10 protein-coding genes are annotated in these 16,447 nt (G+C 52.6%); 6 read left to right on the forward strand and 4 right to left on the reverse strand.

Annotated elements, in window-relative coordinates; genetic code table 11:
• Positions 1-89: 89 nt before the first annotated feature.
• The 4 genes from KDD17_RS18105 to KDD17_RS18120 all read right to left on the reverse strand — a co-directional run bounded on the left by KDD17_RS18105 (position 90) and on the right by KDD17_RS18120 (position 9,724).
• Positions 90-1,391 carry an McrC family protein gene (locus tag KDD17_RS18105; protein WP_212706549.1) on the reverse strand — a complete coding sequence of 434 codons (1,302 nt, stop codon included), beginning with the start codon at positions 1,389-1,391 and terminating at the stop codon, positions 90-92.
• A complete protein-coding gene (locus KDD17_RS18110; protein WP_254797019.1) occupies positions 1,388-3,898 on the reverse strand; it encodes an AAA family ATPase in 2,511 nt (836 codons plus the stop codon). Before KDD17_RS18110 ends, KDD17_RS18105 begins: the two co-directional genes overlap by 4 nt.
• Before the next feature lie 82 nt (positions 3,899-3,980).
• Complete coding sequence (locus KDD17_RS18115; protein WP_212706550.1) at positions 3,981-7,133, reverse strand: UvrD-helicase domain-containing protein; 3,153 nt, start codon at positions 7,131-7,133, stop codon at positions 3,981-3,983.
• Positions 7,130-9,724 (reverse strand): PD-(D/E)XK nuclease family protein, encoded by a 2,595-nt coding sequence (locus KDD17_RS18120; RefSeq protein WP_212706551.1) that lies wholly within the window; start codon positions 9,722-9,724, stop codon positions 7,130-7,132. The genes KDD17_RS18115 and KDD17_RS18120 overlap by 4 nt, the downstream gene beginning before the upstream one ends.
• A gap of 962 nt (positions 9,725-10,686) precedes the next feature.
• On the opposite strand from KDD17_RS18120, the gene KDD17_RS18125 reads away from it, so the two are divergent.
• From KDD17_RS18125 to KDD17_RS18150, 6 genes are all read left to right on the forward strand, one after another.
• The gene (locus KDD17_RS18125; protein ID WP_212706552.1) at positions 10,687-11,976 is read left to right on the forward strand and encodes a coiled-coil domain-containing protein; all 1,290 of its coding nucleotides are present in this window, start codon (positions 10,687-10,689) and stop codon (positions 11,974-11,976) included.
• 16 nt (positions 11,977-11,992) lie between these two features.
• A complete protein-coding gene (locus KDD17_RS18130; protein ID WP_212706553.1) occupies positions 11,993-12,847 on the forward strand; it encodes a viperin family antiviral radical SAM protein in 855 nt (284 codons plus the stop codon).
• 606 nt (positions 12,848-13,453) lie between these two features.
• Positions 13,454-13,792, forward strand: coding sequence for a DUF736 family protein (locus KDD17_RS18135; protein ID WP_212706554.1), 339 nt, complete (start codon positions 13,454-13,456; stop codon positions 13,790-13,792).
• A gap of 190 nt (positions 13,793-13,982) precedes the next feature.
• Positions 13,983-14,597: a DUF6088 family protein gene (locus KDD17_RS18140; RefSeq protein ID WP_254797022.1), complete on the forward strand. Its 615-nt coding sequence runs from the start codon at positions 13,983-13,985 to the stop codon at positions 14,595-14,597.
• Positions 14,594-15,634 carry a nucleotidyl transferase AbiEii/AbiGii toxin family protein gene (locus tag KDD17_RS18145; RefSeq protein ID WP_212706556.1) on the forward strand — a complete coding sequence of 347 codons (1,041 nt, stop codon included), beginning with the start codon at positions 14,594-14,596 and terminating at the stop codon, positions 15,632-15,634. Before KDD17_RS18140 ends, KDD17_RS18145 begins: the two co-directional genes overlap by 4 nt.
• A 386-nt stretch (positions 15,635-16,020) precedes the next feature.
• Positions 16,021-16,197 (forward strand): hypothetical protein, encoded by a 177-nt coding sequence (locus KDD17_RS18150; protein WP_254797023.1) that lies wholly within the window; start codon positions 16,021-16,023, stop codon positions 16,195-16,197.
• Positions 16,198-16,447: the final 250 nt, after the last annotated feature.

Raw genomic sequence — 16,447 nt, forward strand, 5'->3', positions numbered from 1 at the left:
GTCTGGTGTGTGCTAAAGCCTTTTGTGGAGATGACGAAGATAAGTGAAGCCTCGGTGAAGTCATTTGCGCCCATCTTCTAAGTCACTGTTTATGAAGAAACTTTGTTGAGGCATGACACGACTAATCCGTTGAGTGCCTTTCGGTGACCAACTGCTGAGCCGGATACGTCAATCGTAGCTAAAGACAATTTTTCTTCCGCACCCACCGAAGCAACCGAGTAATGTTGTATAATTGGGTTCTCTGGCAGACCATTGTGGTGGGGATACAGGAGCATAATATTTGGGCAATGATAAAGCTGCCCGTATGCCATCATTTGATATACATCTGATTGGCTTACGCCTTGTTTTGGGTCATCAATACGCGGCGTCATACGTTTCCATTTTGTGTCGATAATGAGAACGATTTGATCGTTCTTACGTATAATCAGATCTGGCCGCGTCCGAAATCGACCCGTGTTGCTCTCGTATAGGCAATCTCGCTGCCCTCCCTGCGTAGAGGCGCTAAGTCCTGTTCCGGCAAGTGCACGAGTGAGGAGGCGAGCGATGTACTTTTCAAAAAGGACATTCATCTCAAAGAGAATTGCATGGCCGTCAATTTTGCCGGAGCTTGTTTGCTGATGGCGGTTGGACAGAAAAAGTTGAGCAAGTGAGAGGAGATCACGCCAGCGCTGGTTTGTTCTATCCAGCGTGATCTGATCCCAGCGAAGTGCGTTAGGCGGAACGTCGGCAACATCGGCGTAGACGAAGCTTAATTCGCGAAGCTTCCGCTGGTTGTCTGTTGCCTGGGTTAATCGCGTGAGCTTATTGACTGTAGCCTTCATAATTTGGTTGAGCGCAATGTTTGGCGAAAGTGCGTCGAAGCGGCAGGCAAGTTTTTGAGGTGAGATGGCAAGTGTCGAGAACTGCCGTGTCACGTCCAGATTGCCTCTTAATGCTGGGAGGTCATCTTCATGTTCTAGATACTGGCGTGGCATTCCTTGACGCACAGCATCAGCGAGCTTTCCGGAGAAAAGGCGGATCAAAATCTCCAACACTGTATCTCGTTGCCAACCTAGGTTCGTCAACGCTCCCAACTCGATCGGCAGATCATAGGCCACTGCTAACATGTGGATTAGACGATGTCGCAACGTGGCGTTCGTAACGCCCTCTTCATCCGCACTTTCTATCTTAGGCAAAATTTCAAGCTGACATCCGGGGGTTGCGATCACCCCAACAACTCCGCGCGCGCGCAGTCCCTTTCTGCCGTGCTCTAAAACCCCTTCGCCCCGACGTCCGGCAAACAAAGAAGTCTGAGCGACGGCCACTATACCGTCTGCAAGCGCTTCGGGGATCTCAGTATCATCGCTGCCATAGGCAATGCGTTGCCACTCGCAGATCGTACGACGTATCATTCCCCTATGAGCATCGTGTAGTCGAAGCCTTCACTCTCGGAGCGTAGTTCCCAACGAAACCGAGGTAAGGCATCGCCATCTTCGAGACCTGGCGGTGCTTTCAGGACCGAACGATTTAGGAAATTTCCTAATATAGCACTCTCATGGGGCTTAAGATCACCGAGGACGGCCGCGATTTTATCCCAATCCTCAAAGAAGTATTCTGCCAGCAAGGGAATAACTTTGTGACGCATGACTTGGTCAACGTCAGCAAGTGAGTTGCACCCAGTAAAGTAAGCATGCCCAATCTGATGCTCTCGGTCGTAAAGATATTCGATCCGCTCATTAATCGTCGTGAGAAGACGTGGCAGGTCGATGCCACATTTCTCAATGGAGCCATCAAGAACGGATGGATCAGGCATCATTTCCCGAAAAGTAAACCGCCGCCGTAGGGCGGTGTCCAGCAAAGCAATTGATCGGTCCGCGGTATTCATGGTTCCGAGAATATGCAAGTTTGATGGAACCCCAAACTCATCTCCTGAATACGGAAGGCGTACCGTTAGGGCATTGGTCTGGCCAAGCCGCTTGTCCGGTTCAAGGAGAGTGATGAGTTCGCCAAACACTTTAGAGATGTTCGCTCTGTTGATCTCGTCAATGATGAGAACGAAAGGCTCTGGGTCGGCGGGCCCGTCGGTGCTTCCGCTGTTCATGTAACGCTCCAGTGCAGGAACGTTCAGTTCACTATCATACATCGCGTAGATGGATTTCATGGAGAAACGGCGCGTGTAAATTTCGTTCACTGCTACACCTTCGCGGTCTACCCATAACCATCTTACAGCACGCCGATGGGCGTAGCCGCCGTCGGGTCTCGGGTGGAATTCATAGTCCCCAACAAATTCTCCTATCGCTCGAAACATGCCATTGCCCTTTGAAACAATAACGATGTCGCCTTGGTTTACCCAGTTACGAAAGATGAAGGGCATCTGGACTGGGCCAGATCGAGCATCAGCGTTGGCGTTTTCGTCATTTTCAGCTTTGTACGCCTCAATAATCGCAGCCCTGTCGCTATATTTTTCGTCACTCCAGTCGATATCGTCGAAGCCAAGGAGCGCATAACCACCCTCAATTGCTTCTTCGAACAAGTGTGCGTCTTCAGGGTTTTTAGCTTCGCCGATCGACATCTTGAAGACCTGCCGTCCAGCGATGCTGATCGCATTGCTGCCCACTGAATGCCCTTTGCTAGTATTAGCGCGTTTAGCGATGCGCCTAAAAATTCCAGGTACCGTTTCCAACCGAAACCCTGAAGACGCTGCTTCATCATCGTCTTCAGACCCGGTCATAGGCTGCCGGCCTTCGACGAATTCTTCGTAGGCCATTGATTGGTGGAAGGTAACAAATTCGATGCGCCCTGCAGCCAAAAGATCTTGGTAACTCAACATGAGCTCGGCTCGATCGTCTGGAACTGTTTCCCCACAAAGCCGCACAGCTTCGGCTGCGGTTGTGAAGGTTTTCCCAGTGCCTGGTGGGCCGTACAAAATGAGGTTCATGGTATGGGGGTCCATTTTCGTTTTGGGCATCATGTTATCGATGTTTGCTTCGGTTGATCCGACATTGGCGCCACCTCGAGAGGGAACACCAATCGCCTTTGCAATTTCAGGATCGAGTTCGTAACGAACAAGCTTATTTCCTCCGTAGGTGAGGTAATTAACTGTGCCGCCGGAGATTGCCTTGATACGTGCCGCGAGGCCTTCGAGCAAAACTGCTCGTGCAACTTCCTGAATATCTTCTGTCTTTATTGCGTCATCCGCAGTGTTCTTCGCGCCCTTTGGTTTGATATAAAAGGCGGATATTCCACTGGTACGGTTGTGGTTCTTTACGGGCTGATAAGGGCTTCCCTCAGCGTCGAACAGAACAAATGGGCGACCATTTCTGGAATCGGGTTGGTCGCGGATGTCAAAACGGAATACTGTAGCTGAACTTTGATCAGCTCCAATTCGTTCCGGTATTGGAAGTTGCGACAGGTCCTGAAATATTCGTCCTCCAAGTGCTTGGCAGATATTAGGCCATGCTTCTTTGAGCCCCAGAGCCCCGTTTACATCGCGAACAAGAACGTCAACCTCTGCATTCCCTTCCTCGCGCGCTGGCTCAATATAGTGCTCAATAACATACTGTCTGATGCGATCCGCATCTTCGGCCGCACCTGGAGGATCGCCTGCCAAGAAGCGCCCATACTGGCCTAGCCAACTTCCCCAGTTTGAAAGCCTGTTATGGGGCTTTTCAGAATCCGGCATCAAGATGCGATAAACTTGTCCGCCGTTGCGGGCGTCTTCACTCATTTTTTTGAGCCGTTCACGCAGACCAATTAACCTGTCCGCTTCCCAAGCTTCTTGGAGGTCCTTGTATGGCATACCTAGGGAAGAGAGGTTTTGTTCAATGGTACGGACGGCATAGGTGCGCGAATTGCGCCCTGACGCAGTAAGCGCTCCACCTTGCTCAAGCCACTCTTTGAAATTGCTTTCATTTTCCATGGTGTCTGTCAAATATCCGATCTCAAAATAAGCTTTTTCGCACGTTCTTCGTGCTCCAAGTTGTCCCTAACAATAAGTGACATCACGCAAATTCCTTTTTATCAACCGAACAAAACGACAGTCTGCCTTCGTCGATCCAGTTTATTGCCAAGCTTCGAACAGGCTTATCGGGTCGCGTGAGCGCCATGAGTTGCGCATAGCTTCTAAGCTGCGGAAGGTAGGTGTGAAACCTTGCCTCAGGATCAGGGCAGGGGCCTGATTTATGATCTAGAATGAGGAAGCCATCGGGGCCCTCTGCAAGGCAATCGATGATCGCGTTGGTTTGTGAGCCGTCCGGTCTGATCTCTTGCACGGGCAGTTCAAAGTGGAGCTGATCATAACCTTCTGCGGCGAGTCTGTCTCGCAATAATTCAGCCTGCACGGCGATCTCATCTATGACTTTTGGCGCAAGACCTGTCGCTGCAATGAGTTGCTCCGAAAGGTTGGGCTGATTGGTCAAGACGCGGAATGCCAAGTGCAGGACGGTGCCGCGATCCGCCGCCGATGCAAATACCGCACCTGATGTATCAATCGCTGCTCCAAGTTCCACGGTGTTAATTGCTGTTGGCGTTTGAGAGGTGGCTGGTTCCTGCGTCGAGGGGCTTTGTCGCCAGGGCGTATGCGACGCATCCACATTTTGACGTGGTGCGCCAAAGCGAGGATAGCCTATTAAGACACCTTTCGGCTCAACTTCGGGCCCGTCCGATGCGCCATCAGTGACATTTGCCGCAAAATTTTCTCCGCAAACCTCCAAGAAGCCAGCGCCGGTTTGAAGGCCACCGCGATCCCTAAGCAGATCAACCATTCGCTCGGCCTTGTCTCTCGCTTTAGTTTTTTCTCGTGGCAGGACCAAAATCAACCGGTCGCGTGCGCGCGTAAGAGCGACATAGAGTTCTCGCGCAGCCTCCTGTTCGTCTTGTTCTTGATGGGCCTGCGCAAAAACAGCCTGTGTTTCGGGCGCATCAAATTTTGGCAGATATCCAAGGTTGGCATGGCTCAAGACATTGCCCAAGTCTTCAAAGCCGTCAAATTCGGCGCTGAGTGTTCCCGGCCGCTCGGCAAATGTTTGATCCAGACCAGCGACAATTGTAATTGGCCATTCCCGCCCTTTTGCGGAGTGCCAAGTTGAAATCTCAATACCCGAAGAGGACCAACCATCGGGGTCGGGATGCTTGTCCCATGCCTTATCTGTCTGGGCGATAATCCAGCCAAGGAAGATTTGCATTCCATATCCATGAAAACCGGCAGCACTGCGCAGGTCTGTGGCAAGGCCGTCAAAGTTTTGCGCTTCGGCTTCCAGCCGCGCCAAGTCGGCAAGCGCTTGAGCGGGGCCGTCGATGCCTGCCGCCCATTCACGCAAGTTGGTGGACCGAAGCATCTCGGTAACCGTGTCGAAGACAGGGCGTCGCTGCTCTGCTTCATGCAGCGCTGCCAGAGGTTCGAGCGCTGTATGCGTGTCCAGAACGCGGTCGACTGCGTTGCGCAGGGCGTCCTCAATGGGCATGCGCGGTGGACCTAGCGTCAACCAAGTCAGAGCGGCCAATCGGTCACTTGGATCAGCAATATAAGTCAAAGCAGCGCGCGCGACCCGCATTGCAAGCGATCCAAGCCAGCCTGACTGCTGTAAGCGCACGGGGAGACCATGGGCCTCAATAGCAGCCGCAACTGCTTCGCATTTTGATCCAGTGTAGCAAAGCACCGCAATATCCGAGGCTTTTGCGGGACGCATGGCCTTGGTGACCTTGTCATATATTTGGGTGCCGTCTACTAACATTCGTGCGACGCGATCGGCGACGCAGCCAGCCGTAGTATCGCTTCTGCCTCCGGGTAGGTTGATGACCTCGAGTGCTGGAACACCCGTTTCTTCACGAACAGGGGCCAGTGCATTGTATCCTTGCGGAAACAAGACAGGTCCTAGTGTATTCACAAACCCCATAATGCGGGGATCGGACCGCCAGTTGCGGTCAAGTGGGGTGACAGCTGAGGCATGGGAATCTTGTAGAGCTTGGGTCAGCCGCGCGTCAGCACCCTGAAATCCCATGATCGATTGCTTCGTGTCACCAACGATCAATGCGCGTTTGGCACCCTGCGCCAACTGCCAAAGCAGCGCGAATTGCACAGGGTTTGTGTCCTGGAATTCATCAATGACAACGCAGTCAATCTCCCCCAACACAGCCGTAAGGATATCTGGCTGGGTGCGTAGCAACGTTTCGGTTTCGACGATCATATCGGCGTAGTCGACTAGGCCGGCTTTGCGTTTTGCGAGTTGATAAGCCTCTAAAACTTCTTGCGCTCCAGTAACGAGTGCGGTCACTTTGGCGCAAGCGTCTGCCAAAGGCCCAGGGTGGCGCAGTAACTCATCGGCACTGACCGTGACCGCCTCGGCTAGTTCATCATACCCTTCGGGTGTGGGAGACCCCCGCATAGATTTGCGCAGTCCACGGAGTTTCTGCCAAAGTGCCCAGTCTGTCTCAAGCGTTTCGTCTTGGGCAGCTTTACGCAGATTTTGATGGTCGCTAATGAAAGCTTTTTTGGCCGTCGCATTGCACTCAAGTATTGTTCCGAGAGACTCTGGAAACATATCTAACAAGGCAACAACGGTTCTGCGTAGCGCTGCGCTTAAGGCCGCGCCATCTGGGTCGCAGGGCCCGTAACCTTTCTTCAAAGCCGCTACTGCGGGAGCCAGAATCCCTGGCTCAGACCCTCGATCACCCAAACCTCGGATGAGGTCGACCGTTCTCAGCACATCACTTCGAAATGCGTCCTCTGCGCTTGCCCCTGTTAAAAAGTTCCAGCGGTAGCCAAAGCGCGCAAGATTCTCCATCAGTGGGCGCAGGCCTACGCATTTTGCCAATTCCATTCGGATCAGCAGGTCGCGCTCGGGTTCGCTTAGCAACCGGTTCCCAGGAGACCTACCTGCAGCAAATGCGTGTTCCGTGAGCAACCGCTGGCCAAGGGCATGAATGGTGCCAACATAGGCGTGGTCAATTTCCAACGCATCGGAAATACGGTCGCGCTTCATTAACTCTGCCTGCACACGACCCCGCAACTCAGATGCCGCGGCTTCCGTGAAAGTCACTGCGAGAATGCGCCCTGGTGCGACGTTGCCGTCTTGAACCCAATCAGCAAGGGTCTTCTGGATGTGATAGGTTTTGCCAGCTCCGGCACCTGCGGGAACGATTGAAAGTTGGGTCACGACTGGTCCTCCTCGTCATTGGAGGTAAGGAAAGCAGACACAAACGCATTGTCTTCGAGGGCGTAGGCCGTAATTCCGCGATCTTTTTTCAGCGCTGCGGCATCGTCTTCGTGGTTGAGGCGGATTGTGCCGCCACCGACTTCCGCTACAACTTGCGCCAGATGGTCCATCGCTTGTTTGGAAGCGTCAATGGAGGCGTGTTCTACGCGGGGCAGACCTGCGCCGGCCGCATCGGACAGCACAGTGCCATCGAGCATCGTGTGATAGGCCGTTACAATATTGGAGCCTTGTGCGACGAGGTCGGTCAAGGGCGTCTGAATTGATGGACGTTCAAGCATGGCCTGATACAGCGCAACTTGCAGATCCCACCCCTTAGCCATTCGATCCCGGCGGCCGCCTGAGCTGGAGCGTTTGTGATCTATAATCAAGATACGCCCATCAGGGAGCTTAAGCAGGCAATCTGCATTGCCACGCAGCAAAAGCCCGCCATGGTCGCCTGCAAGACTGATCTCATTGTGCAGCACTTCAGCTTGAGTTTCATGAAGAAACACGACCCAATTTGAGGTGACATTATATGCCTCGCGTAGAAGGCTTTGGCGCTCTGTATCCCACGCGTCAGTCGACAGCCAAGCGGCATAGCGCCGGATTGCATCGTCCACCGCGGCTGGAACCGCATTCGCGATCATCGTTTGGTCTGGCGCTTTAGTGCCTTCAGGAAAGACAACTTCCATCACGTGGTGAAGCAATGTGCCAAGTGTCATCACATCCAGTGTTTCTGGGCCCCAAGTGCGATCCTTTGCGCCAAGTTCGTCCAGCAACCATGCCAATGGGCTTACGATGAGCGTCTCGAGCCGTGATGGTGATTGTGGAGCATGGCCTGTTTCGTCGTCCTCACGTAAGCGCAGCAGATCCGAACCAAGATGCAATAGCCCGATCGGAGGTACACTTGGCTTTCCACCAGACGGAACGGGTAGTGGGGTCTCTGCTGTTACGGGCCACAGGTTTTGAACTTCAGCGTGAATGTCCCGGATGGCCTTTTCAGAAGACTCAAAGCCCATCATGTGCGCGATAAGAGACAACCCAGTGGAAGGTGCCAGCTTTTCGCCGCCGAGGGTGCAGGCAGGTACTAGAAAAGTTGTCGCTTCTGAAGCTGCGCAAAGCTGACGCCTGAAAAGCTCAATACCTCGCGCCATTTTTTGCTGGCGTCCGGCAAGGTGCAGTCCCGTATGCTCTCGGATCAAGGCAATTTCGCTCTCAGTGAAGAATGGATTGCTGGCTGGTGGCCGCGGCCAAGTCCGGCCGGCAAGTCCAAGAACGATCAACTGTCGAACAGGTCGCCAAGGTAAGGCAGTCTCGGCAAAAAGCGAGACGCCTTCGACGAACCGGTTGTGGCCTGAGGGCTCGCTGGGTTTAGGTGATGCGATTTTGCGCAGAAGTGACCAATCGATTTGATCGACTACTGCGGTTCTTATTGCTTGCAGCTTTGGCCAAAGACCGGCTTCCGGAGCGGCTTTAGCGATAGCCGTGAGGCGACCTAAAAGCTGTTCGGGCGTCGAGCAAGGACGCAATGCGTCGAGCAATTCGCGCGCAGGCCCATCGATCTCCGCTGCGGTTCTCGACCAGCCGTAATCCATCTGCTCACGCGCCATGCGCAATCCGGTTTCTTTTGCCCACGGCATAGAGGGCGCGATGTATAGAGAGGCAATCGCTGTGCGGGGAGCTGGACGCTCAAGTAATGCGAGTAGAAGTGTCATCAGCTCGCCGACGGTGTCCCGCAACGCGGGCTCCATAGGCTTCCCCGAAAGAGGCAATCCGACACGGTCAAATGCTTCCTCTAAAGCGCGCTGATAGCTGGCATCATCAGGAACGAGAAGACCGACCTGAGCGGGTGTGTCCACAATTCCCGCGTCCAGAAGGCTTTGAACTCTTGCGGCCGCGAATTCTGCCTCTTGGCGAGGATCACGCAAGCCGAAAATCTCAATCGTCTCGTCGGGACTAACTTGGGTCGCAGTCTTGCCAAGTCCTGCTTGAATGGCTCCTAGGGCCCCATTTGCAAAGGTGTCTTGGGAGGTCGCCGAATTGCGCCATGCCAACGCTGCATCATCCGAGACGGGACCGTGGTGCGCTAACAAAGCGTCTGCCAGTGCAGTTTCGGCAGGATCTGCAAAAGGACATTGCACATAATTGAGTATCGGCAGAGCTTCGAGCGCATCACTTGCGTTGCTGCGTAACACATGGGCCCAGGTGGACAGCGGTGCGGGAAAGCCATGAAGCTTTCGCCAAAGATCAGTTAACGCAACTAAGTGGGTGCGGGCGCGACCCTCGGGCAGGGTGCTTAAATCAATCTCGCTCCAGTCCAGTGTGCGTGTACCCCGCATGACAGCGAGAAGCCCGTCCTCGACCGCAGCTATCGTTTCCGCGGGGGCAGCACTGAAGCTTTCTGACCAAGGGGCATGGTCCATCGTAAGAAGGTCTTGCAGTGCGAAGGGCTTACCCAATGGTGCAAGATAGACCTCCTTGAGAAGGTCTTCTGTTACGTGGCGGACAGCACCTGTCACAGGAGAGGCAGTAAGTAATGGATCAATACGCATAATTGGTCTCAACTCTTCATGGCTTGGTCGTTTTCGTGTCTTAACAACAAGGTTGAGGCGCAAATTGGAGGGCTATAATACTGAAATTCCCATGTAAATCTTGCGGTATCAATGATGGGAAGGTATCGAATACGCTGTATCGTTGGAAGGGACTTTGGTGAGCGATCTATATATTTATCTAATCATTGCTGCTGCGATTGTGTGGTTTCTTATTCATTTTATTTGGTCATTTAAGTTCTGTCGCTGGTTGTTTGCTTGGCGCTATGACTCGCCATTTGCGGTTTTTGTTTCCAGAACGGTCTGGGGGTTGGGGTGGGTAATCGTTCCTGTTTGGCTCCTTGCCAGCGTAGGGTCCTAAATTGCCAGTTGCTTCAGTAGTTGACTGGTATGGTCCCTATAACTCTTATGATCGCTTGGTCGCGGAAGCCCGTCAGATGGCCACTAATAGATGTATCTACATGGGGATTGGTGGGCTAACCAATAGTTTAGAAGTCTTGTATGTCGGCCTATCTACGCGACCCAACACCCGATTTAATAACCATCACGCCTTACAAGCCCAGAACATCAAACAATTCTACATTGGTGAGATAACAACCTCGGGACTCCCAGGGCGCAGGCGGAAAAAAGTTCCGACTGATTTAGACGCTACAGAGCATGCCTTGATCGCATATCTTAGGCCGGAGCTAAATGTCCGCAGAAAGTCGACACTGCCCGAAGACTGTGTGTCTGTATTTTCGAGGTTCTTCGGTAAGAATAACTGGGAAAAACCCAAGCCGACGCCATACTTTTTTCCGCCCGTGATCGCGTTCAATACTTACTCAGGGGAATGGCATCCCGAGAGAGAGGACATCACTGACGCTGCTGATAAAGCGTCTTGAAGTCACATGCTGCATCAGTGACATTTAACAAATCTCTAAACTGAACAACACTTTACAAGCTGGCCCAGAATTGACAGCCGGGCAATGCCCTACACATTGCCTGATTCTTTTGACGGGCTGAATATGACCGGAGACCCAAAAATGGCATCAAACGAATTTCTTTGGCCCATTCAAAAGCGGCGCGATCAATTGTCAGAGCTGGGATCCCAGTTGCGAAACCTGCAAGATAAGTATCAGGAACTCGAGCGGGCCGTCAAAAACTTCAAAGCGTATCAGCCTGACGTTGAACGAGAAGAACTGGTTCGACTGAATGCAAAGGCATCTGAACTGTCGTTAGAGGTTGCCAACCTAGAGAGAAGCAAGGCTGTGCTGGATAAGCAGCTGAAAGACGTTCGCTCAAAGCAAATTAGCCCGGTGCTGTTCTGGAAATTTTTTAATGAGGAGCAGAAGGAGTTGCGGGCAGAAATGGCCCGCTTACAGCAAAAAGCCAATGCGGTCGTTCAGCGCATCGAGAACGATAAAGCGACATTATCCGAAACAAAATCCCAAGTTGAGCTGGCTAAAAAGCGCCTTGCAGAACACGATAAATTCGATCTCGAAAACACAGTTCGACTTCTGTCAGGTATTCCTAAGAGCATCGATCGTACAAAAGCTGATCGCGCAGCGGCTAGTGCGGAATTGACACGCATAGAAACTCGAATCCGCCCTCATGTGCAGGAGTATGAACGATTACAGTCTGAAGTCTCAACGCTGAACTCGGAAATAGCTACGGCTGAAGTTTTTAATCGAAATCTCGATGCTGCACCCAACGGGTACGAGCGAAAAATAATACATGAACAATGTGAAAGTAGATTTGGGACTGGACGTCCAAGCGAAGTTATCAACGACCGTAGAGGTAAAGTGCGGCGCCTTGAAAATAACATTCCCAAGTTGGAGCGGCGGATCCGTGATGAACTCGAAAAATCTGATAGAAACATTGAGCATCTTTTGATCGACGGAAACAACGTCTGTTACGAGGGGCAGAATTTTATTGAACTGCGCGCACTCATTGCGTTACTTGCCGCGTTGGCAGGCCAGTTTGCGATTACGGTAGTGTTTGACGCTTCTATTCGTTCTTTACTGAAGGCGAGCACAAAAGACATCAAACGCCGTCTCGGGCCATCTATCACGACATACATCGCGCCAACAAAGACGGGTGCCGACGAATATCTTCTGAAATTAGCCGGGAATCTCAAAACCAGCTTCATTCTGAGTAATGATCGATATGCAGAATATCATGACTTTGATGCGGTAAAATCCGAACGAGTGTTGCGATTTTTGATAGCGGACGGAAAACTCATGGCAAACGACCTAGATATTTCCGTCAATATTTGAACTTGAGAGGGAATTGATGCTGCATATTCCAGAGCTGACAATAAACTGGCATATTTTGGAGGCATGTAACTATGATTGCTATTTTTGCTATGCAAAGTACGGGAAAAAGTCCAATTTCTCTCGCGACTATTCAGAAATCTTGTACGACTTAAGTGCCCTCAGTGGCAAAGTGATTAATTTTCCGTCTGGACCAATTTCGGTCAAGAACATCAGGATTAATTTCGCAGGTGGGGAGCCTTTCCTAGAGAAGGAGCTTGGCGCTGCCGTTTCTCTGGCCTCTGAACTTGGGCTACGTCCTTCATTCATCAGCAATGGATCTCTCTTGACCGATAGCTTTATCGAACACTATGGCGCAATGATTTCTGTGGCGGGTTTTAGCATTGATAGCTTCAGCAGGGATACAAACCAGAAGATTGGTCGTCGTGATAACAAAGGTCGTCAGGTTGATTTTGAAAGATTTTCGGAAGTTTTTTCGCGGTTTAGGAAATTCTCACCTCAAACCTTACTCAAAATAAACACAGTCGTTTGTCGCGAGAATGTTAATGACGATTTTAATCAGCCACTTGTTGAGCTCCGGCCAGATCGATGGAAGATTTTGCGAGTGATCCCAATTCATGGCGCAGAAGATCTAGAAATTTCAGACGCACAGTTTGACGCTTTCTTGGCGCGCCATCACGACGTCGACTGTCGGATCGTACCAGAGGACAACGCCCACATGCATCGTTCATATCTTATGCTTGATCCGGAAGGTCGCTTCTACCAACGCGAAGGGTCGGGCTATGTTAAGAGCGCCCCGATTGTACAAGTAGGTGCTGCGCGCGCTCTAGAGGGTGTCGATTTTGATGCAAAGACGTACGTTAGTAGGTATTGAGCCTCCTAAAGTGCGAATGGCCTGATGAGCACTGATCCGATTGAAAAATCTAAAATACAAAGCAGGCTTTGGCCGTTTTGCAAACTTGGGTCTTATCGAAGTGGGTAACGACAGCGACCGACCCTTCCTTAAAGCGGCGATGATAGGTTTCCAGCGGCATTCCCGCTGTCGTTTTAGGGGCCCTTGTCCTTTAGCAGGTCGAACCGCCTACGAAGTTGAAGCGAGGTCGACATTGAGAAAGTGGTCGCGGTGCTTGGCTTGGACCGTGGCATGGCTCGGATGCTTCACTTTTATCGACTTGGGGTGAGTGACTTGACCAACCTCTTTGCGGAGTTAAATATCGCTTGAGCGATTGCAGCGGCGTAGTCACGGGCTTTCTCCTGATGTGTTGAGTTGCTCGATAATGCTGGTCGCAGCTGTCGCCCCATCCACAAAGGTTGCCCCCGATCTTTTTCCCCTGTCCCACCAAAGATAAGAGGTGGGCCATTCCTCGCGGGACAAAAAGAGCGGCGCCTGCCCCTCTCCGCTGCGCTTCGCCTTCGGTGTGTAAGGGTCTTGGCCAGCTGCAAGGTGACCATCATTGCAACGCAAACAAGGAGAAAAGCAATGACCACGAACTGCATCAAATTCACAAGCGACGATATCGAAACAGCAAAAGGCGTAGGGTCCATTTCAACCCTGAATTTCGACCTCGACATCACAGTCGAACCAATCGCCAGCAGCAATCCCATGGCACCGACGCACCGTGTCCTTGGCCGCTCCCCTCGCGGCAAACTGGTCGAATGCGGTGGTATCTGGAAGAAGCAGAACAAAGACACCGGCTCTGACTACTTCACCCTGACGGTCCGCGATCACGCCTTCAACGCCAACCTTGGCAAAGCTGCGAGCCAAGATGATATGTCCCTGCAGGCCATCATCCCCTGGGGTCCCAAAGAGGCCGCTTAACAAACAAGCCAGACCGCTTCGGCGGTCTGGCTTAATACGTGCAGATGTGAGATTTCGACCTCGCGTGAAGAATGTATGTCCGAAATTTGTAACATTCTTCGGACTCGCGTTTGTCCGAAACTTGTAGTACATTTCGGACATGACTCATGACGTGCAATCCAAATCACTACCAGATCGCCTTCGTGCACGCATGGACGATGCGCCGCGCCAAGTGTGGACACCGGCCGATTTTGCCGACGTCGGTGGTCGTGCTGCCGTCGACAAGGCTCTGCAACGCATGGTCACGTGCGGTCAACTGCGGCGCATTGAGCGAGGGCTTTATGACAAGCCATCCCAGAGTGCGCTGACAGGCAAATCAACTGTACCAGACTACCGCGCTGTCATCGATGCGATCGCGCGCCGTGATCAAGTCCGCTGGTTGATTGATGGGATGACGGCTGCGAACACGCTTGGTCTTACCAATGCGGTGCCAGCCAAAATTGAGGTGCTGGTGGATGCACGCCTCAAGCCGGTCACATTGGGCAATCAAAAGATCGTCTTCAAACACGCTGCCCCTAGTCGACTATATTGGGCGGGGCGGCCGGGCATGTATCTGGTTCAGGCTCTGCATTGGCTTCATGATGTCATGTCGAATGATGTCCAGGGGGCGACTGTTCGCAAAACTATACGGCGTCTGCTTGCCGATAAGGACACAGGTCCGGCTCTTTTGGATGATCTGAAGGGCGGTTTGTCAGCCATGCCGATCTGGATGCAAGATATTTTGCGTGCGCCTCTGTTTGATGTGGTCGAGGGAGATCAAGGATGAGCACGGAAGGTTTCCAAAAGATCATTGCTGCAAGCGTTGCAGATCGCGCTGATCTGTTTCTCACCACCGCCAACAGGCTCGGCGCGCCGCTGATCAATATTGAGAAGGACTTCTGGGTCTGCTGGACGCTTAATGCGCTCTACCATCGGCTTCCTGCCGGTGGTCCACGGCTCCTGTTCAAAGGGGGGACATCTCTCTCAAAGGCCTACGGTCTGATTGATCGGTTTTCCGAAGACATCGACGTCACGGTGTTCCGCGATGATCTTGGCCACGGCGAAACACCAGAGGCGCTAGCCGCGCTCTCTGGGAAGAAACGCAAAGCTGCCATTGAAGCGATCCAGAGTGATTGCCACGCCTATATAACTGGGCCGCTTTTGGTGGAGCTGTCCCAGCTGATCGCCGAGGACACAAGCGGGCAGGGTCGGATTGAAATCGATCCTGATGATGGCACGGGACAGACACTTCTTGTCTGGTATCCACGGGTCGACGGGTCCGACACGGGATACGTTCAAGCCGCCGTCAAAATCGAGTCCGGGGCAAAATCCGCCCTGGATCCAAACAGCCCGCAGTTGATCCGTCCGTACATTTCGGACGATTTGGGCGGCATTGATTTGGATGTTCCGGAGGTTCGAACGATTGATGCAGAGCGCACGTTTTGGGACAAGGTCGTCATCTTGCACGGGCTACGGAATTGGTTCGAGACGCGCGGTGAACTGAAGCAAGACGGGCAGCGTATTTCGCGGCATTACTACGATCTGCATTGCATGTTGGAAACCGACGCGGGTAGGGCTGCTGTTGCAGACCTTGAGTTGGGCGCGGACTGTGTGGCCCACGCGAAGACATTTTTTAACCGTCCTGATTTCAACCTAGGTACGGCAAAGCCCGGAACGTTTGCGCTCGCACCACCTGCAGACATGGCTGCGCGATTGGGCGGTGATTACAAAAATACCGAGGCGATGATCTTCGGTGAGGCTCCATCCTTTGATGCAATCTTGGATTCGATTGCGGCTCTCGAGGACCAACTGAACCAAACTTGATCCTGTCACTTTGAAGCTGTCGTTCGTTTTTTTGGAGCGGGTTGGCTGACGTGTAGTTTGCCCAAACTTCGGATTTGAGTGTGGGATACTGTCCTCTGTCGCATGCAGGCGAACTGATAGACGACGGTCGATTTATCACCACCGTTGTGCTCCTTCCCATTGACCTGTTGGCCCATCAGATCGCTAGCCCGGAGGCGAGCGGCCTGCAACGCTTGGGCAAGGTTTCTGGACGGCTGGCGCCTTGCGCGCTGCGGTGCATCGCGCACAACAAACATTGCCCGTCGCGTGCTCCATTTCATTGCGCCCCAAGTTGGGTGCAGCCCGCTCTGATGCCTCCAGTCTTTTCCACGATCCGTCCAACGACGATCAATGGAAAGGATCACAATATGACATACGAACAATCCCTCGACCTCGCAGAACTGCAAGCCGACATGGCCTTTGAAACCTACCTCTCAGCCTTCGAAGTGGGCGACCATCCCGAAGTCATAGACAGCCTCGCAACCGAGGCTCTAATCGCCCAAGATCGCTGCGCAGATTTGCGCTCTCAGGATCTGGCTCATTGAGCCAGACACCTCTGCGGTTGGATTGATCCGCAGGGGAGGGTGACCTCCTGTCGGAGGTCTCAGATGGGCAGTTGCAAAGGCTGACACCGACGCGGTTGGGGGTCAGCTTTTTTGCTGTTTTCATGCTGACGGCTTGATGCGACTTGGTGGCGCAAACCCTTGTATGTTGTTTGGTTGGTGCGGGCCCGTGTTCGCTTTGTGCGGGCGGCCAATAGAGCAGGCAATGATAGGCCTAATGCTTGGTATGGCT

It is taken from the genome of Sulfitobacter albidus, assembly GCF_018200035.1.
GTDB classification, from domain to species: Bacteria; Pseudomonadota; Alphaproteobacteria; order Rhodobacterales; family Rhodobacteraceae; genus Sulfitobacter; species Sulfitobacter albidus.